This window comes from Variovorax paradoxus (genome assembly GCF_030811855.1).
Taxonomy (GTDB): Bacteria; Pseudomonadota; Gammaproteobacteria; order Burkholderiales; family Burkholderiaceae_C; genus Variovorax; species Variovorax paradoxus_L.
Map to the genome: position 1 here is coordinate 1 of NZ_JAUSRN010000013.1, position 18372 is coordinate 18372.

20 protein-coding genes are annotated in these 18372 nt (G+C 63.8%); 4 read left to right on the forward strand and 16 right to left on the reverse strand.

The genetic code is table 11. From position 1 onward, the window contains the following. Positions 1-273: 273 nt before the first annotated feature. From J2X92_RS21845 to J2X92_RS21910, 14 genes are read right to left on the reverse strand one after another with little or no spacing between them, the layout of a single operon-like run. Complete coding sequence (locus tag J2X92_RS21845; protein ID WP_307578666.1) at positions 274-783, reverse strand: DUF4189 domain-containing protein; 510 nt, start codon at positions 781-783, stop codon at positions 274-276. Continuing rightward, a complete protein-coding gene (locus tag J2X92_RS21850) occupies positions 780-2003 on the reverse strand; it encodes a type IV secretion system protein (protein ID WP_307578667.1) in 1224 nt (407 codons plus the stop codon). The genes J2X92_RS21845 and J2X92_RS21850 overlap by 4 nt, the downstream gene beginning before the upstream one ends. 45 nt (positions 2004-2048) lie before the next feature. Continuing rightward, positions 2049-2840: a hypothetical protein gene (locus J2X92_RS21855; RefSeq protein WP_307578669.1), complete on the reverse strand. Its 792-nt coding sequence runs from the start codon at positions 2838-2840 to the stop codon at positions 2049-2051. Positions 2841-2897: 57 nt separating this feature from the next. Continuing rightward, complete coding sequence (locus J2X92_RS21860) at positions 2898-3191, reverse strand: hypothetical protein (protein ID WP_307578671.1); 294 nt, start codon at positions 3189-3191, stop codon at positions 2898-2900. A gap of 36 nt (positions 3192-3227) precedes the next feature. After that, entirely contained in the window at positions 3228-3578 is a 351-nt protein-coding gene (locus J2X92_RS21865) for a hypothetical protein (protein WP_307578673.1), read from the reverse strand. A 48-nt stretch (positions 3579-3626) separates the two neighbouring features. Then, positions 3627-6116, reverse strand: coding sequence for a VirB4 family type IV secretion/conjugal transfer ATPase (locus J2X92_RS21870; RefSeq protein WP_307578675.1), 2490 nt, complete (start codon positions 6114-6116; stop codon positions 3627-3629). Positions 6117-6138: 22 nt separating this feature from the next. Then, complete coding sequence (locus J2X92_RS21875; protein ID WP_307578676.1) at positions 6139-6432, reverse strand: type IV secretion system protein VirB3; 294 nt, start codon at positions 6430-6432, stop codon at positions 6139-6141. A gap of 7 nt (positions 6433-6439) precedes the next feature. Beyond that, a complete protein-coding gene (locus J2X92_RS21880) occupies positions 6440-6880 on the reverse strand; it encodes a TrbC/VirB2 family protein (RefSeq protein ID WP_307578677.1) in 441 nt (146 codons plus the stop codon). A gap of 39 nt (positions 6881-6919) precedes the next feature. Further along, on the reverse strand, positions 6920-7726 hold the full coding sequence (locus J2X92_RS21885; RefSeq protein ID WP_307578678.1) for a lytic transglycosylase domain-containing protein: 807 nt from the start codon (positions 7724-7726) through the stop codon (positions 6920-6922). 19 nt (positions 7727-7745) lie between these two features. Further along, positions 7746-8786: a P-type DNA transfer ATPase VirB11 gene (gene virB11 / locus J2X92_RS21890; protein ID WP_307578680.1), complete on the reverse strand. Its 1041-nt coding sequence runs from the start codon at positions 8784-8786 to the stop codon at positions 7746-7748. A gap of 16 nt (positions 8787-8802) precedes the next feature. After that, complete coding sequence (locus J2X92_RS21895) at positions 8803-10032, reverse strand: TrbI/VirB10 family protein (protein ID WP_307578682.1); 1230 nt, start codon at positions 10030-10032, stop codon at positions 8803-8805. A gap of 32 nt (positions 10033-10064) precedes the next feature. Continuing rightward, a complete protein-coding gene (locus J2X92_RS21900; protein WP_307578684.1) occupies positions 10065-10844 on the reverse strand; it encodes a TrbG/VirB9 family P-type conjugative transfer protein in 780 nt (259 codons plus the stop codon). Then, positions 10841-11812 (reverse strand): virB8 family protein, encoded by a 972-nt coding sequence (locus tag J2X92_RS21905; RefSeq protein ID WP_307578686.1) that lies wholly within the window; start codon positions 11810-11812, stop codon positions 10841-10843. The genes J2X92_RS21900 and J2X92_RS21905 overlap by 4 nt, the downstream gene beginning before the upstream one ends. After that, positions 11812-12207 carry a TcpQ domain-containing protein gene (locus J2X92_RS21910; protein WP_307578688.1) on the reverse strand — a complete coding sequence of 132 codons (396 nt, stop codon included), beginning with the start codon at positions 12205-12207 and terminating at the stop codon, positions 11812-11814. Before J2X92_RS21910 ends, J2X92_RS21905 begins: the two co-directional genes overlap by 1 nt. A gap of 281 nt (positions 12208-12488) precedes the next feature. On the opposite strand from J2X92_RS21910, the gene J2X92_RS21915 reads away from it, so the two are divergent. Genes J2X92_RS21915 through J2X92_RS21930 form a run of 4 tightly spaced genes read left to right on the forward strand, consistent with a single transcriptional unit; the run spans position 12489 to position 16194 of the window. After that, entirely contained in the window at positions 12489-12794 is a 306-nt protein-coding gene (locus J2X92_RS21915) for a FeoA family protein (protein ID WP_307578690.1), read from the forward strand. Further along, on the forward strand, positions 12787-14685 hold the full coding sequence (feoB, locus tag J2X92_RS21920; RefSeq protein WP_307578692.1) for a ferrous iron transporter B: 1899 nt from the start codon (positions 12787-12789) through the stop codon (positions 14683-14685). Before J2X92_RS21915 ends, feoB begins: the two co-directional genes overlap by 8 nt. A 28-nt stretch (positions 14686-14713) precedes the next feature. After that, complete coding sequence (locus tag J2X92_RS21925; protein WP_307578694.1) at positions 14714-15004, forward strand: DUF6587 family protein; 291 nt, start codon at positions 14714-14716, stop codon at positions 15002-15004. Positions 15005-15009: 5 nt separating this feature from the next. Next, on the forward strand, positions 15010-16194 hold the full coding sequence (locus J2X92_RS21930; RefSeq protein WP_307578696.1) for an FAD-dependent monooxygenase: 1185 nt from the start codon (positions 15010-15012) through the stop codon (positions 16192-16194). A 16-nt stretch (positions 16195-16210) separates the two neighbouring features. Here the strand turns inward: J2X92_RS21930 and J2X92_RS21935 are convergent, their stop codons facing one another. Both J2X92_RS21935 and kynA read right to left on the reverse strand, forming a co-directional pair. Next, positions 16211-17461, reverse strand: a complete 1251-nt coding sequence (locus J2X92_RS21935; RefSeq protein ID WP_307578698.1) for an SMI1/KNR4 family protein — start codon at positions 17459-17461, stop codon at positions 16211-16213. A 59-nt stretch (positions 17462-17520) separates the two neighbouring features. Next, complete coding sequence (gene kynA / locus J2X92_RS21940; RefSeq protein ID WP_307578700.1) at positions 17521-18357, reverse strand: tryptophan 2,3-dioxygenase; 837 nt, start codon at positions 18355-18357, stop codon at positions 17521-17523. Positions 18358-18372 lie beyond the last annotated feature (15 nt).

Sequence of the window (18372 nt, forward strand, 5' to 3'; positions counted from 1 at the left end):
GCGGCTGGAGCCTTGCAGCGTGCAGGAGAACACCGGCTCTTCGTTGGCCGCGCACAAGCTGGGTACCTGCGTCTGTGTCCGCGCGTTCTGCGCAAAGGCATGAAGGCAAACCAGACCGAGAGCGGTGCCGGCGAGAAATGAGGCGATGCGGTTCATGGAGTATTTGCTATGAAATTGCTGGTTCGTAGCCGCTTTATCCAGGAGCGTTGCCAGCAGGGGGTGGTGGTGATCGCAAGAAGAGCGGTGAGCCCGGCAGGAGGTGCGTCATAGTCGCTATCGAACTCGCACGGCTGGACTGCAAACCTTGTAGTAGACGCGACAGTTCGGATCGCCGAGTGATCTGCAACTCTTCAAGCCAGCGGCACTGGCGTCGTCGATGTTTGCACCGACCGAAGCGACATGGTTTGTGTCGCTGGTGGTAACTGCACCACAGCCGTTCTTGAACGTAATTTCAACCTCGCATGTGACGCCGCCTTGGGCTTTGCAATTGGATATTGCAGTAGCTTTTGCAGATCCTTCGTTTCGCATATTGACGGCGGAAGCTGTGATGCGATTGGGACTGTCAATTGCAATGGCCCCAAACCGATCCTGCCAAACCTCAGCGGGCTGCTGCGGCGCCTGCTGCTGCCCATATCCCGGAATCGGCGAGCAAACAATCGCTGCTGCCCGGCCGTTGTTATGGTCGATGGTGCCCGGCGGGCAGAACCCGCCCTCGGCATGTACCCCAAAGCTGGCCATCAGCAAACCCAGCCACAGGGCCGCCGTACGTAGCGCGGACCTCATCGCGCTTCTCCGTCGATATTGAGAGCCTTGGCTGGAATGGACGCGGGTCTGATTTCATCCGCCGGGGGCTGCATAGAGGTCCGGGAGGCTGGGACATTGCTGCCGACCTGAGATTGATCCATTCCGCCGCTTCTTGGTGGTGCGGTTGATGTCGGTTGCGCCGCCGGCGAATAAGTCCCCGGCGCCTGCCCCCCCGGCCCCTGCTGCGCGCCGGCCCCACCACCGAGCACCGAGCTCGTATAGAACTGCCCCAGCGTCCCCCCAAAGAACTGCGCCGCCGCCGCAGGCGCGGTCACCAGCAGCACCGTCAGCAGCAGCCCGATGCCCCCTTGCAGCATCGCCTGGCTGGTCAGGCCCGTGCTGCCGCCTACACCCAGAAAGCTGGTGATCGCCTTGCTCGCCCACAGCCCCGCGGCAATGCGCAGGTTCAACTCCAGCACCAGCGACACCATGAAGCTGAGCACCGCCATCGAAAACAGCAGCCCGATGCCGTACAGCAGCCACTTGTGAAACAGCGACTCGGTCTGCTTGAAGATCAGGCACAGGATGAACAGCGGCCCCAGGCTGATGAACAGCGCCAGCCCCACCTGGTAGGTCAGCAGCAGCGCCCCGGCCGTGATCGCCGGGCTGGACACGCCCAGCGCCCCGACGAGCGAGGACATGCCCACGCTGGTGACGTTGGAGCCGCTGGTGCTCACGTCCAGGCCCTGCGCGTTGTCGATGGCCGACATGACCACCTGGGTGAGCACCAGGTTCTTGTCGATGGCCGAGACGGGCGATTCCTTCTCGCCGGTAACCATGTAGTTGACCTCCTTGAGCAGACCGTTCGTGAAGATCGAGTGCAGGTCTGAGCCCCCAAGGGCCATGGTGCTTGCGGCGATCACGATCAGGGCGTTGCGGCTCATGCTGGCCACCAGGGCAATCATCGGCTCGCGCGACTGGCCGGTGAGGATGCGAAAGCCCTGGATCAGAATCCAGAGCGTGAGCAGCCCCAGCGCGACCGTGCTGACCCACTGCATGGCCCGGCCCATGAACTCGACGCCGAAATCGCTAATTCGGCCGGACAGCCACTTGTAGATCAGACCGAAGACGAAGGCGCCGCCGCCGGCATCGGGCACTTGCGCATGGGCTGCGCCCATGGGCGCCAGAGCGGCCATGGCGAGTGCCGAGCGGAGGGCGCCGCGCGGCGAGTAGGGACGGGCTTCAATGTGTTGCGACATGGGGTTCCCTGAGGGAAGTTTGTGCTCGGTGCAATGGGGCGATGGCTACTTGACGGCCAGGGCCGCGGCAATGGCGGCGGCTTGAATGAGCTGACCCGCATTCATGCGGCCGAAGCTGTCGGCACTGGCACCCCCGCTCCCACTGCCCTTCATGGCGGTCTTTGTGAGGGTGTTCTGCTGGCCTTCGTGGAATTTGATGGCCGCGTCGTAGGCGTCGATACGGGTGCGCCAAAAGCCCATTTCGGCTTGCAGCTTGGCCGTGGTGCGAGTGGCCTCGTTGGTGAGGGCTTGCACGTCGCCATGGGTGTTGCTGGAACTGCGCTTGTTGTCGATGGCGGTGATCTGCTGGCTGTATTGCTCGAAGCGGTTGGCCATGTCGATCGTCTCGTTGAACGACTGCACGCGAAGCTGGATGAGTTCCTGGCAGATTTTTTGCGACACGTCGCTGCTGCCGGTTGCGCTGATGGTGGTCAGGCTGGTGAGGGCCTGGCTGCCGGCGCCCGCACCGGCCGCCGCGACACTGCTGCTGGAACTGGGGCAGGCTTGGGAGATGTAGCCGGAGACGTCGCCGATTTTCTGAAGCTTGTTGTTGGGAGTTAGGGTGGCGGCAAAGCCGAGGTTTTGGGTGCTGTTCTTGAGCTGACTGAGGATGTCGGAGGCCGATTTCTTGATGTCGCCAGTGGTCGAGTCGATCTTGTCCAGGGATTTTTCGGCCTCCGCGTCTTTGACATCCACCTGCGCATGGGCGGCACTCATCAGCATCCAGGTTGCGACGACCAGAGCGCAACGGATTGCACTGCTTGGCAGGAATCGGCGGACTTCAATGTGTTGTGACATGGTGGGATTCCCTTTAGGCATAGTTGTCGTGGTGCGGCAGCCGGTGCGGACCTGAATTCAATGTTTGGCGCTCTTGTGGTTCTTGTGGCTTGCCAGTTTTTTCACCGGCGGTGCGAGCAGAAAGCGAAAGAACCTGCTGCTGACGCGCCACCACAGCCAGAGGATCACGACTGCGAACACTGCCACGCCAAGCATCATCAGAACTCGACCGAGTGAATCCGCGGCAAACTGAGAAAGAGTTTTGGGGTGGGTGAAAAGCTGGTAGATCACCGTGCAACAAAGGACGGCAATGGCTTCTGTTCGCCAGCTCAGCAGGTAGAGGCGCAGCTTCTTGTTCAGTGGGGCCTGCATGGCGCATGTGTGGGTGTGTTGCTGTGATGCCTGCGCTCACTCGACCCGCCCCCATTGGTCCATGATGGCGTCGGAAATATTGCTGTTGTTCTGGGTGTTGGTTGCGCCCGAGCAGCTGTTCATGTACTGCTTGCGGTAGTCGTGAGACTGGTCTGGCCAGAATTTGACAACGGGATAGTAGGTCCAGATGGCAAGGCCACCGGGGAACGGTATGTGCCAGTAGGCGATGGCGGAGGCACAGCTGCCGGTAGGGGTGCCTTGGCCGGAGATGCTGGCCATGCAGAGGTAGAGGGTGCAGGGATCTGGAGCCTGGGCTTGTGCGGATGTATTCACGCCGGCGATGCCCAGTGCGAGGGAGAGGGCCGCGAAAGAGGTGCGCAGTCTCATGGAAACCTCCGAAGTATTGAAGTGATGGGTGACATGGCTTGAGGTCGATCAGGCAATGAGACGCGGACGTGCCGAACGCTGCACGGGCTGATCCGTGGACGCGGAGGCTCGCTTGCCGCTGCCCTTGCGCTGGTCGTAGAAGTCCTGCAGCCATTGCTCGGGCCGCAGTTCGTTGACGGAGATGCCTTCGGCTCTGGCGCTCTCGTCCAGCACGCTGTGCAGGATCTCGATGTTGTCGGTGGAGGCGGAAATGACGGCGAGCGCGTCATCCATGCCGCGCAGGTCGAGTTGGCACACCGAGGACATGTGGCCCTGTTTGACAAGAAAGCGGCGCGAGCGCTCGTCGAGGCTGACCACCACCTGGTACTCGGACTCGGTGAGCTTCAGGCCCTCGATGTAGTCCTTGCGGCTGGCGTTGGGGTTGGGCAGCAGGATCATGGTGGCGGTCTGCTCGATGAGTGCGGCCGAGATGTCGCTGCCCAGCGCGTCTTCAGGGCTCTGGGTGGCGAAGATGCCCATGCCGTTCTGTTTACGGATGGTCTTCTGCTTGTTCTTGGCAAAGTCCTTGAGGGCGCCGCCGCCGTCGAGAATTTTCCAGAATTCGTCCATCACGTAGATGAGGCGGCGGCCATCGATCAGGGCATCGAGCCGGTGCAACAGGTAGTTGATGACCGGGACGCGCACCTCGGGGTTGTCGATGACATCGGTGTAGTCGAAGCCGATGATGTTGGCTTTCTGCAGGTCGATGGTGTCCTTGGGGTTGTCGAACACCCAGCCCAGCGAGTTGCCCGCGGTCCACTTGCGCATGCGGATGAAGAGGCCGTCGTCGCCCATGTTGGGCAGGCTCTTCTGGAAGTTGGTCATGTTGCGCAGGTGCTCGGGGGTGTCGAGCATGGCTTCGACGGCGCGAAAGATGTCGTCTTCTTCACGAGAGGTGTAGACCGGCTTGGCGGCCAGCACCTTGACGAGGTCGCTCAGGAACTGGACGTTGGCCTCGGTGCGCTCGCAGTGGAAGGGATTGAAGCCGGTGGGCTGCCCGTTTTCCAGCGAGAGGTAGTTGCCGCCGCAGGCGCGCACGAAGATCTCCGCGCCGCGATCCTTGTCGAAGAAGAAGATGGTGGGCGACGGGTCGAGCTTCTGGATCTGGCTGAGCAGGAAGTTGATGAGCGCCGTCTTGCCGGTGCCCGACTTGCCGATGACGATGGTGTTGGCAATGGCCTTCTCGCCCAGGGAGTTCTCGCCCGGCAGCGTGGCGTGAAAGTTGAAGAAATAAGGCTGGCCGTTGACGGTCTGCAGCGTGGTGACGCACGAGCCCCAGGGGTTGTTGTCTCGCTTGCCGCTGGCAAAGTTGTGCAGTGGCGACATGCCCAAAAAATTGAGCGAACTGACGTTCGCCAACCGGGTGCGGTATTTCCAGTTGCCGGGAAATTGCGCGTAGAACGCGGCCGTGACGGCCAGGTCTTCCTTGATCGAGACGAAGCCCGCGTTGGAAAGCTCGGCGCGGGTGGTGGCGATGTGCTGGGAAAGCGTCGCCTGGTCGGGCGCGTAGACGGCGATGGTGAAGTGATACTGGCCCAGCACAAAGTTGCCGGATGAAATCTGGTCCATGGCCTGATCGAGCTCGATGATCTGGCTGACGGCCTTGTCGCCGGACGAAATCATCATGCCCTTGGTGCGCTCGAGCGCCTTGAGCGCGTCGTGCCGTCCCATGGGGCTGAAGGAATGGGTGATGGCGTATTCGAAGTCGAGGTACTTGAGCCCGTTGAGGATGCCGGGATGGGTACCGTCGGGGTATTCCTTGACATTGAGGATGGCGCCGAAGTGATTGACCCCGTTGGGTGTGGTCAACACGAAGTCACCGGTCTTGGCCGAGAAGCGCTGGCGGCTGACGGCCAGGTAGCGGTAGACGGGCGCCTTCAGCACCGGCACGGGCTCGTCGACGCGGTTGAGCAGGTAGCCGAAGAATTCGAGGGTTTCCGAAAAGACGATGCCGTTGGTGGCTTCGTACATGCGAAGGCGTGCGGGCGCGTAGTCCTTGAGCACCGCCTCCATGTTGCCGGCCAGTTCGAGTACCTTGTCGATGGCTTGCTGCTGTTCGGACGCCAGCCGAGAGACATTGGCGGACTTTTCGACGAAGCGTTTGCCCGAGACCACGGGGCGGTACAGCATCGTCACGTAGAGCTCGTTCTGCATGAGCTTTTGCGACGACAACCCTTTGAAGTACGCATCGGACAACGATTGGTTGAAGGCTTCCTTGAACCGGCTGCTGTCCTTGACGTGCCGGCGGCGGCGCAGGTCGTGCACCCAGAAGGCCACGTTGGTGAAGTCCGGCGCGCGCAGCGTTTGCAGCATGCGGTTGAAGGTGTTGTGCCGGTGCTCGAGCTCCCATTCTTCGCGGCCGACGAAGGGCAACCCTTCGAGTCGCCAAGTCAGGAGGTAGTCGCCACCCGTAGTCTTGAGCACGGTAGGAGACACGTGCGTGGACAGCGGGATGAAATCGCTGATGGGCGTGTCAGGGCTGAAGAGGGGCGTGGACATGGCTGTGGAATCCTGGCTTCTTCTAGACGTTGTCTTTGGACTGCCCGCGATATACGTTGGGCGTGAACACCCACATGCCCTCATGCTGTCCGATGTTGCGCGTGCGTACACGGAACTGCAGGCGCAGCCCGAGCAGCCGGAAAATCATTTCGTCGCGCTTGGCCATCAAGCGCATGACGAAGATGACCGGGGGGATCAGCAGCAAATAGAACAGGTTGAAGTACATAGACAGCAACATGCATCCGCCCGCGCCCACAAAAAATGGAACGTAGGGCACGCCCATAAACATGGGCGGGCGGGTGCAGCCGCGGAACATCGCGTTTTTATGCATAGTGAGCCAGCGACTGCACGATGCCGGCGAGTTGGGTCAAGGGATCGATCGTGATGCTGGCCGAGCAGCTAGTGCCACCGCCGACGGTGGAACTGCCGCCAAGAAACAGCTTGGCAATCTGGGTGGCCGCGCCAATCAGCAGGGCACCAATGAAGACTGGAGCAACGTCGCTGATGCGCTTGTGGGCAAATGCAATCTGATAGCCCGAGAAAATGATGGCGACGGTGACCACGACGATAGACACGGCGTTGAGCACGCCGACGATGGTTTTGACAAAACCGCACGCGGTGTCCCCGAGCCCGCCGTCTGCCCCTGTCGCCTGTGCCGCAAGGCACGGCAGAACGATCAGTGCGGCAATGGCGAGATCGCGGAGCCTGCGTGCGTGCGCGCTGCTGGCGAACGACGAAGCGGTGTTGTTGTGTGTGCGGTGCATGGTGAGTTCCTCTCTGGTTGGTAAAAGTGAAGGGCCGGGTCAGAAGACGAACGCGCCGTCGCCGGCAGGGCGATCGATCGGAGCGGTCTGTACTGCTGCGGCTGGCGCGTTGCCCGCGCCTGGATGGCGAACCTGGGGCACGAAAACATTAAGGGCGGCGCCCGATGCCGCCGCATCTGGCGGGACAATGGGTGCGGTAGTGATTGCAGGCGCGGCAACTGGTTGCGTGGAAGCACCCAGTGGAACCACGCGCATCGAGATGCGTGATGCCGCGGTGGTGGGTTGCACCGCTGTGGCGGACTGCGCGCCGGTGACAGGCATGAGTGCTGGCGCGGCGGCGGTTGGTTGCGCGCTGGTCGGGCGCAGGGAAATCGCGGCGGGCGGCTCTGCCGGTGCCTGTGCGAGGGTGACGCCGCGGCTGATCGAGTCGTAGATTTTCTGCACGTAGCCGCTACGAAATCCGCTCACAAAGTTGCCGGAGTAGTAGCAGCTGAAGGCCTTGCCCCAGTCGCCGCCGGCACGGGCATAGCAGTTGGCCAGGATGCTGGCACCCGCAGCCAGATTGGCGCAAAGATCGAAGGCTTTCTCGTGGGTATCGAACCCGTACTGGCGAAAGTTGATCTGGTTGACTTGCGCTGCGCCAAGCGAATAGTTGTAGCCCTTGGACTTGAGCATTTGCGCTGTGGCCACTGCTTCTTCAAGCGTTTTGGGCTGGCGCACGAGTTGGCCTCCGACGACGCCGATGGCGAACGGATTGGCGCCGGATTCGACATGGACGACATGCCGCATGACCTGTGCCGGAACGGCAAGGTTGGGGCAAGCGATGGCTTCCATTCCCGGGAACATGGTGTTTGCTCCTTCGGTCTCAGGAGGCGCCGGAGGGCGCCAGGCGACCGGGGTCGAAGTCGATGCCCGTGATGTATCGCCGCCCCGCATGGGCCTTGATGTGCACGATGATGTCGATCGTCATCATGAGCAGGCGCTTGATGGTGGCGAATTCGAGTCCTGCGCCTTCGCTCGATGCCTTGACCATGAGCGCCAGCTGGTCCCACGTTTGCTCGGTGCTGCCCGAGTGGCAGCTCGTGATGGAGCCCGGATGGCCCGAGGCGCAATTGCGGATGAAATAGAACGCTTCGTCGCCGCGCAATTCGGCCAGGATGATCCGGTCAGGCTTCATGCGCAGGCATGCTTCCATGCACGTCTTGGCGCTGATGTTGGCAGTGCTCTGGCCGCCCTTGGAGTAGAGCAGGTGCACCACGTTCGGCTGCTCGATGAAGAGTTCGCGCGCGTCTTCGATGGTGACGAGGCGCTCGTCGGCCGGAATGTGGTGGACGAGCGACTTCATGAAGGTGGTCTTGCCGCTGCCGGTGGCACCCGAGACCACGATGTTTTTCTTGTGCAGGACGGCTTGCTTGAAAAAGTCCGCATAGCGACCTGCGGTGCGCAGTTCGAGCAGTTCCCTGTCCTGCGCGCTGATGCCTGATGTTTCTTCGAGCAGCTTGTCGAAAAATCCGTCCTCGTGGTACTGGCCCAAGGTGCGGGTCTGCCTGGACGGGAGCCGGATGGTGATGGACACCTGGCTCGCTTCAACGGCCGGGGGAATGACGAACTGCGCGCGCTGGCCGGTGGGAAAGGTCAGCGAGACGACCGGGTTGACGTCGGTGATGCGCTGGCCCGTGTTGCTCTCGTTGACCACGGTGGTGCAGAACTGCAAGGCACGCGCGGCGGTGAGACCCGGCACCTCGACGCGCTGCCAGCCGGAACGGTTTTCGAGATAAATCTCGCCGGGCCGGTTGATGCAGATTTCGGTGACGTCGGGCGAGAGCATGAAGTCCCGGATGCCCAGCACCTGGTACTGGTAATCCAGAAATTCGTTCGAGACGGCGGCAACGAGTTCTTCGGGCATGGGGAACGATGCCGTGTCAGAAGCTCGCGACCACGGCGCTGAAGTCGACATCCTTGGCGACGTAGACGTTGACGACGGTGCCCTGGTTGATGGTGACCGTGTCAGGCCGGTTGGCGTTGCGGCGCACGGCCTGGGTGGCCAGGCTTTGCAAGGTCTGCGCCGTGGTGCTCTCGTAAGGCGACTGGACGGCGAGGCCCCCCGCCGCAACGGTGGTCGACTGCGGGCCGTTCTGTGCCAGTGCGTATTTGAAGGCGTCGGCGAACATGCTGATCAGCAGGGCCGAAGTGATGCGTTGGCCCCAGTGCTGATCGAGGTGTCCCGGATGACCCGAGCCGCCGAGGTTGTCGACGCCGGGACTGGCCATGTTCACATCGATCCCGTTCGGGGTGACGATGCGATCCCAGATGACGGCGATGCGATCGCCATTGGGTTCGGTGTCGTACTTTCCGAGCACCTTTGAGCCCTTCGGCAACAGCATGCGCTTGCCGGTGACGGAGTAGACCGGCTCGGTCACGACGCAGGACGTGAAACCCGGAATGTCGCTGACGATATGCGTCTCCAGCACGCAGCGGATGTAGGTGCCGCGCAGCATGAGCACGTTCGGATGGACAAGGGCTTGTGCGCTCGACACGGCCGACAGCGGCTTCATGCGATAGGCGCTGTTCGGCGCGATGCCCTGGTCGCCGCCCACGCCGGGCATGCCGGGGATGCCGCCCATACCTGGTGCCATGCCGGGATATTGACCTTGCCCGGGCTGGCCACCATCTGCGGGACCCACTGCAATCGTGCCCGCGCTCGATGCCATGCGGCGCTCCATGAGCGTCGGACCATGCTGACCTTGTGGGCCTTGCGGTGCGGGCGGAATCGGCGGCAGCGATGGCTGGGCCAACGGGATGGGTGGGGTTGGTGGCGTGGCAACCCGTGGTAGGGGCGGCGGTGCCGGCAGTTGGGGCGCTGCGGGGACCATCACCACTTCTTCCTTGGCTTTTTGTGGCTTGTCGGGACGCATCACGTTGCCGATCAGCCAGATGGCAGCCAACCCGAGCAGAAGCACGATGCCCGCGAGGAACCCGAGGGCGCGGCGATTCATGCGCTGCATTTCGCTGGATTTGAGCTCCGGCGCGTGCGCGTCCAGGTTGGGTGCGGCGGTCGCTCCCATGCCCTCGAATTGCCTCGAATAGGGATTGGCTTGAAAAGCAGGCTGGCTATTGCCGTCCGTGGGATCTTGCCGGTCGTGATTGGGCACGGCGTCTCCTGTTCGGGAAGGAGGATGTTGGTTCACTGGACGGTGTTCCTGCGAAGACCCACGACGTTGTCGCCGTGGCGGATGACCAGGTAGGGATAGGTCCCGTGGACGATGAGGGTGCTGCCTTCGACTGTGGTGTTCACCACGGAGTCCTCGTCTCGCTCCTTCTGGCGCATGTACACGGTCGGGAAGTTGCCCGTCGGGAACTGCTTGAGGTCGCTCATCTTGATGTAAGTGAAGCGACTGTCGTCGTAGACATTGATCGGAACCAGCCAGGCTGCGCCGGCGCTGCTGGTGGCAAAGTCGTACTCGAAGTTGTAGCTCCGGTCCTTGAGCAGCGCCGTATTGAGCGCGGGTGCTTCGGCGACGCTTTTGGCTTCCTTGCCGAAGGTCATGTCGGCCGGATAGGTGAACTTGATCCGGTATTGAACGCCCGCATTGCGCGCCTGCTCCAGGGTTCGCCAGTCCGTGGCCACGACCTTGAGTTCGAAGATGTACGAGTTGATCGCGGTGCGGATCATCATGTTGGTGTCCACATCGACGTTCTTCGGCTTCAGGTAGAAGACGTTGTCGCGACGACTAAGGTCCCAGCCACTGCTGAAGCCGGTGCTGTAGTCGAGGATTTTTTCTTCAGGACTCAGTTCGATCTGAGTGCTGATGCCCAGGCCGGCACGCACCGGGTAGATGCGGTCGGGCTGGTACTCGTACATCTGGACGGTTTGCGCAAAGGCGCAGGGCATGGCGCTGGCGATGACTGCGCACGCTGCGGCTATCAGCGCCCATCGGCGGTGGTTGGACTGTTGTGATTTCATCGGCGGCGCGTTCCCTGATTGGCACCTGTCGGCGCGACTGGGGCGGCGGGCGCGGGGGCGCCTGGTGCCCCGAAAGTGGGTGGAGGAGGAGTGGTTGGCATGACGGCTTGCCCAGGCAAAGTCACCGCTTGGGCACTGCCTACCGCGCCAGCAAGGGCATCGGTGCCCGGCGGGAGCGCTGCGCCGGGCATCGCGGGCATGCTTTCGGCGGGCTTGAGATTGCTCAGGACTTCTTCGGGCGGTGATGAGGCGTAGTCGGTATCCACGCGATAGTCGGTAACCTGGAAGCCGAGTGGATTTTCGATCCGCTGCTGCTCGTCCATCGTGAGGTTGGACTTGTAGGTGAACGCCATCGTCACGATCTTGCTGTCCAGAGGCACCGAGGAGCCGTTCTGCTTGTTGTAGACGTTGCGCTGGAAGCGCACCGTGGCGCCCTTGGGCACTTCGCCGCCTCCGCCACCGATCAGGGTGATGCTCAGGATGCGGACCCGGATGGCTTTGTCCTTGCCGTAAATGGTGTACGGGTTGACGGGATTTCCCGACGAATACAAGTTGGTGTAGCCGCCGGAGACGTTGCCCGACGACATGGTCAGCACCGTGGTCCAGTCGCGCAAATTGGTGATCGCCAGGTCGTAGGATTCGCGCGCCAGCACGAAGTGGGCAACGTTGCTGCGATTAATCGCTTCGCTCGTGGTGACGCGCTGCAAAGCCGCGTCGTCGGTCAGGCGTGCGGCGGTGCTGGTGCCCGTGTACGCATCTGCGATGACCAGATAAGGCACTTTCTCCTTGAGCGGCAACACGTAGAAGTAGCCGCCCAGCAGCACCAGCGACATGACCACGGCAGAGCCCGCAACCCACCAGGCGCGCCGTTCGCTGCGTCGTGCGATGTCCGCAACAGTGAGTTCGAAGTTGACCGATTGACTGATGGTTTGGTCGATCTTCGAGGTCGACGCGTTGTTCTTGAACATCAGCGCGGCCCGGGTGTGGCCGGCGCAGCGGCGCTTGTGGCCTGAACCAGGATTTGTTTGCCGTCCGCCGAAATGGACACACCCTGCGGCGAGTAGATGGCGCTCAGCTCGCCCATGGCCGACTGGAGGTCGTTGGTGCGAACCTTCGCGACAGGTTGGTGGAGGGTGAAGTCGGAGCCTATTTGATAGGACAACTGCAGTCCGTTGTCCGACGCCCAGCGCTTCAGCATGGTCCTGAGCGTCGCGTCCATGGGCGAAGCGTAGAACGTGTAGGCGGGCGAGAGCGGGATCTCGGTAGCCGCACTCTGGAAGCGGTTCACCGGCGCCCAGGAGCCACCGTACTCTTTGGGTGCAGGCGCACCGCACCCGACGAGGGTGATGGCCAGAATGGACAAGGCCGAACCCGCCGAAAGGCGGCTTGTAGCGCGCACACGAGCGCCCCACGCAATAGCCTGCGTTTGGTTAAACACTGCGACTCCCTGAAGTCTTTTTTATGTCCGCCCATCTTAGGTAGATGAGGCGGCCGTGCCAGCACAGCGCTGTGCAGGAGTGCACGAATCGGCGGGATTTAGTGCCGCCGACCCTCGGGCGGGCAGTGATGGCCCACCGAGACCAGGGATGAGTCCGTTTCAATGATAATTGTTCTCATTGCTGAGATGAACGAGTTCCAACCCGCATGACCATCCCTCTTTCCGTGGCCGCTACCCCTGTCTCTATCCGTCTCGACGAATTGCCCAGCCATCAGTGGGCGACGGTGTTGGACGTCGCGCGGTCGGCCGATGCCGAGGGGCAAGAGTTGGCACTGCGCCTGACCGAGATCGGCTTCGTGCCCGGCGAAGCAGTGCGCATCGTCGCCAGCGGCCTTCCGGGGCGCGAGCCATTGGCGGTGCGGCTGGGCCACACCACTTTTGCGTTGCGCCGCCACGAGGCCGCGTTGATCCATGTGACACCGGGCGTGCCGGAGGGCGCACGCCATGGTTGAGGCGGTCATCCAGGGGCCGGGACGCCTTGCCGCCACGGCACAGCCGGGGCGCATTGCACTGCTGGGCAACCCCAACTGCGGCAAGACGGCGCTCTTCAACCTGCTCACCGGCAGCCGCCAGAAGGTGGCCAACTACGCCGGTGTGACGGTAGAGCGCAAGGAAGGCCTGCTGCGCACCGCATCGGGCCGCCGCGTGTTCGTGCTCGACCTGCCGGGCGCCTACAGCCTCAACGCGCTCAGCGCGGACGAAGCCGTGACGCGCGACGTGGTCACCGGCAAGAGCAGCGAGCCGTTGCCCGACCTGCTGGTGTGCGTGACCGACGCCACCAACCTGCGGCTCAACCTGCGGCTTGTACTCGAGGCCAAGCGCCTCGGGCTGCCGATGGTGGTGGCGCTCAACATGACCGACATGGCGAAGAAGCAGGGCATTGCCGTCGACACGGCCGTGCTATCGCGCGAACTGGGCGTGCCGGTCGTCGAGACGGTCGGCGTGCATTCGGGCGGCGCACAGGGCCTGCTCGAGGCGCTCGATGCGCCGGTGGCCGCCGCCGCGCCGCAGCAGGCCTGGCAGGCGCCGGGGCTCGACGACGTGCTGGCCACGCAGCGCGAAGTGCGCCGCATCCTCGGCATCGCTGTGCGCGAGCCGGTCGGCAGCCTGGCCACCAGCGACCGCATCGATCGCGTGGTGATGCACCCGGTTTGGGGCATGCTGGTGCTCGCGGTCACGATGTTCCTGATGTTCCAGGCGGTGTTCAGCTGGGCCAACGTGCCGATGGACGCCATCAAGGCCGGCACCGAGGGGCTTGGCAACCTGCTGAAGGACCACATGCCCGAAGGCATGCTGCAAAGCCTGCTGGTCGATGGCGTCATTGCCGGCGTGGGCGGCGTGATTGTGTTCCTGCCGCAGATCCTGATCCTGTTCCTGTTCATCCTGGCGCTCGAAGATTCGGGCTACCTGCCGCGTGCCGCATTCCTGCTCGACCGCGTGATGGGCACCGTGGGGCTTTCGGGCCGCTCCTTCATTCCGCTGCTGTCGAGCTTTGCCTGTGCCATTCCGGGCGTGATGGCCACGCGCACCATCAGCAACTGGCGCGACCGCATCACCACCATCATGATTGCGCCGCTCATGACCTGCTCGGCGCGCCTGCCGGTCTATGCGCTGCTGATCGCGGCGTTCATTCCGGCGCGCACCGTGGGCGGCGTGTTCAACCTGCAGGGCGTGGTGCTGTTCGCGCTATATGTCTTCGGCATCGTCTCGGCGATGGCGGTGGCTTGGGTGATGAAGCGCTTCCGCGACAACAAGCAGCATTCGCCGCTGATGATGGAGCTGCCGGCCTACCGCTGGCCCAGTCTTCGCAACCTTGCTGTGGGTTTGTATGAACGAGCCTGGATCTTCCTCCAGCGCGTGGGCACGATCATCCTCACGCTTACCATCCTGCTGTGGTTCCTGTCGACTTTTCCGTCGCCGCCCGAAGGCGCCACGGGGCCCGCCATCCAGTACAGCCTGGCCGGCATGATCGGCCGCGGGCTCGAACACATCTTTGCGCCCATCGGTTTCAACTGGCAGATCTCCATCGCGCTGGTGCCGGGCATGGCGGCGCGCGAAGTGGCGGTGGGCGCGCTCGGCACGGTGTATGCGCTCTCGGCCAGCGGCGACGACGTGGCGGGGCAGCTCGAGCCACTGATCGCGGGCAGCTGGTCGCTCGCCACCGCGTTGTCGCTGCTGGTCTGGTACGTGTTTGCGCCGCAGTGCATCTCGACGCTGGCCGCCGTAAAGCGCGAGACCGGATCATGGCGCTACGTGTGGATCATGGCGGGCTACCTGTTCGGCCTCGCCTATGCGGCATGCTTCATCACCTACCGCGTCGCGGTGGCGCTCGGAGCAGGTTAAAACCTGCAATGAAAGGCTTGAAGAAGAAATGACACAGCAACTGATCGTCGGGTTGATCGTCGCGGCCGCCGCGTTCTACGCGGTCTGGCGCTGGATGCCCGCGGGCTGGCGGCGCAGCGCGGCGCGCAAGCTCGCATCAGGTACGCACCGTGCCGGGCTGGTCGACCAGGAGCGCGCCGACCAACTGGCCGCCTCGCTGGCCAAGACTTCGGGCTGCGGCTCCTGCGACAGCTGTGGCAGCTGTGGCCCCAAGGCAGCCGACAAGAAGGAGTCCTCCAAAGAAGCCGGCCGCGGCGCGCTGTCCACGCACAGCCGCTGAGGCCGATGCCCGCACACATCCTCGTCGTCGGGGGCGGCATCGGGGGGCTTGCCAGCGCGCTGGCGCTCTCCGGCGGTCGGCACCGAGTCGACGTCTTCGAGCAGGCGGCCGCGTTTGGCGAAATTGGCGCCGGCATCCAGATTGGGCCCAACGTCACGCGGCGTCTCCACCAATTGGGCCTGGCTGATGGCCTTGCGGCCGTTGCCGCATGTCCCGAGGCATTGGTGGTCCAGAGTGCCGGCAGCGGCGCCGAGCTGGCCCGCCTGCCGCTGGGCGATGCCATGCGCCAGCGTTATGGCGCCCCTTATCTTTGCGTGCATCGCGCCGATCTGCATTCGCTGCTGCTCGACGCCGTGCGCGCGCGCGGCATTGGCACCCTAGTGACTGATGCACACATCGCGCAGGTTGAAGCCGACGACGAACTGGTGTGTGTCTCGAGCAGCGGCGCGCGGGCCTGGGAGGGTGAGGCGCTGGTCGGTGCTGACGGTCTCTGGAGCGTGGCCCGGCAACGGCTTGATTCGCCATCGGCGGCCGAGCCACCCCGCGTCACGGGCCACACAGCATGGCGCGGAATCGTCGCCCAGGCCGACTTGCCGCAGGCGCTGCGTCGCCAACGGATCGACGTGTGGCTCGGTCCGCGCCTGCATGCGGTGGCCTACCCGGTGCGCGGCGGTGCGTGGCTCAACGTGGTGGTCATTGCCGAATCCGCGCCCGCTGGCGATGCGCGCGATTGGGACCAGGCCAGCAGTCTTGCCGCGCTGCAGCAGGCCACGGGCCGCAGCGGCGGCGACCTGCAGGCCTTGCTCGAAGCCATGCCCGGCTGGCGCGCCTGGACGCTCAGCGATCGCGCTCCGCTGAGTTCAGCAGCCGACATGGCCTACGAGCGCGTCGCGTTGGTGGGCGATGCCGCGCATCCGATGGTGCCCTACCTCGCGCAGGGCGCGGGCATGGCCATCGAGGACGCGGTGGCCTTGGCCGAAGCGCTGGGCGAAGGCGGGGCGGCCGAGGTGCCGGCCGCCTTTGCCCGCTATGCCGAGGCACGCTGGCAGCGCAACGCCATGGTGCAGGCAAGGGCTCGCCGCAACGGGCAGGTCTTTCATGCCACCGGCCCCATGCGTTTGGGCCGCGACGTTGCGATGCGCGCGCTGGGGGCGCGGCTGCTGGACCAGCCCTGGCTCTACGGCGGCTGATGGCCGCGCCGGGGGCTCAGAGCCTGAACGCCCGCAGGTGCTCGATGCGTTCGGCCAATCCTTCGGCACCGAGGTAGTGGCCGTGGGAGCCATCGCGAACTTCGAGCAGCGTGGCCTCGAGTTCGGCCAGCATCGCATCGCGTTCGGCAGCGAACGCGGGCTGCACGTCGATGCCGGCCTGCGCGCAGGCATCGGCGATCAGGTGCGCGCTTGCCGGTGCGCCGCAAGCCGCGCAATTCACGATGGCCGCCACGCTGGGCTCCGCTCCATTGGCGAGCAGTGCGCTCGTGAGTTCGGGCGAAATCTGGCCGTCGATGTTGCGCAAGGCGTCGGCTGCCACCGGCGCACCCGCGCGCACCAGCGCCATGGCCGCGGCGAAGGCGTCCTTGCCGATGGCCACGTCGGTGGCCAGTGCGCTGCCTTGCTGCGGGCCGTCGAAGCTAACGCCCGCGGCCGCGAGTTCGGCCACCAGGTCCGCGTCGTCGGTAGCCAATGCATGGTGCAGCGCCGCACGTGCCGTCGCCGGCAATCTGCGCAGCGTTCCATCCGCCAGCGGCGTGCGCCAGTCGATCACGGCGCGGCAATAGAAGGCCACCAGCTTGTCCATCAAGTCGAGATCCAGGCCGTGGTCCTGGTGCCTGTCGTCGAGGTACTGGAGCAGGGCCTGGCCCGAGAAATAGTCGCTAGTGGGCGTGAGCGGGTTTTCGTCGAGGTGCAGGGCCGCAAAGGCGCCGCGCAGGTCGGGTGCGATGGTGCTCACGCCGTCTTCGTGCAGCGCATGCGTCCAGGCCGGCGGCAGTCCTTGTTTCCATGCGGTGATGTGCCCGTGCTGGGGGCCGGGCTCGACCACCGCGTAGACGCGGTCGAGGTACTCGAAGCCGCCGAAGGGCAGATGCGTGAGCTTGCCGCTCCAGGGGCGGCTTTCATCTTCGGCGGCCTCTGCGGCCAACTCCTGTTCATGCCCGATCCAGCCCTGCAGATCGCGGTAGCCGTCGCTGCCGTCCCAGAACAGCTCCGACCAGCTGATGGATTCCACGTTGCCGTTCATCAGCAGCGACAGGTCGTAGTCGAGCCGGCCGCCGGCCGTTTGCCGCCACAGCGCGGACAGCGCCTCTGGAATCGGCCCCGCGCACTGCGCTTCGATCGCAGCGATGCGCGGCTCGGCCATCGGTGGTTGCGCATCGAAGATCACGCGATCCGCGAACAGGACCACGCCATGTTCGCGCAGGGTTGCAAGCTCTTCGAGCGAGAACTGGACATCGTTCATTGGCAGTGCCTCCGTTGTTGTCAATGTAGCGCTTTGTGCAAACGAGGCAACAAGCCGCATCAAAGATCGGTGCGCAGCTTCCAGATTTCGGGGAACAGCACCACGTCGAGCATCTTGCGCAAGTAGCTCACGCCGCCCGTGCCGCCGGTGCCGCGCTTGAAACCGATCACGCGCTCGACCGTGGTCACATGGCGAAAGCGCCAGAGACGAAAGGCGTCTTCGAGGTCGGTGAGTTTTTCGCCGAGCTGGTAAAGCTCCCAGTGGTCATGCGGGTTGCGATAGACGATGAGCCACGCCGCCTCGACGCCATCGCTGGCCTCGTAGGGCTGGGTCCAGTCGCGCTCCAGGTGGTCGGCGGGCACCGGAAGGCCACGGCGCGCAAGCAGCTTCAGCGATTCGTCATAGAGCGAAGGCGACCGGTAGGCCACGTCCACCTGCGCCAGCAGATCGACCCGGTGCGCATGCGGCTTGAGCATGGCGGCGTTCTTGTTGCCCAGCGCAAACTCGATGCAGCGATATTGCGCGCTCTGGAAGCCGCTGGAATTGGCAAGGTAGGGGCGCATTGCCGTGTACTCGGGCGGCGTCATGGTCGAGAGCACGGTCCATGCGCTCACCAGCTGTTCCATGATCCGGCTCACGCGCGCGAGCATCTTGAAGGCGTCGGCAAGTTTTTCTTCCGCAATGCAGCGCGTGGCGGCCCGCAGCTCATGCAGCATGAGCTTCATCCAGAGTTCGCTGGTCTGGTGCTGCACGATGAACAGCATCTCGTCGTGCGCCGGCGAAAGCGGATGCTGCGCGTTGAGGATTTCGTCGAGGTGCAGGTAGTCGCCGTAGCTCATCGACTTGCTGAAATCGAGCTGCGCCTTCTCTTCGTGAACGATTTTTTCGGTGCTCATGATGTTTGCTGGCCG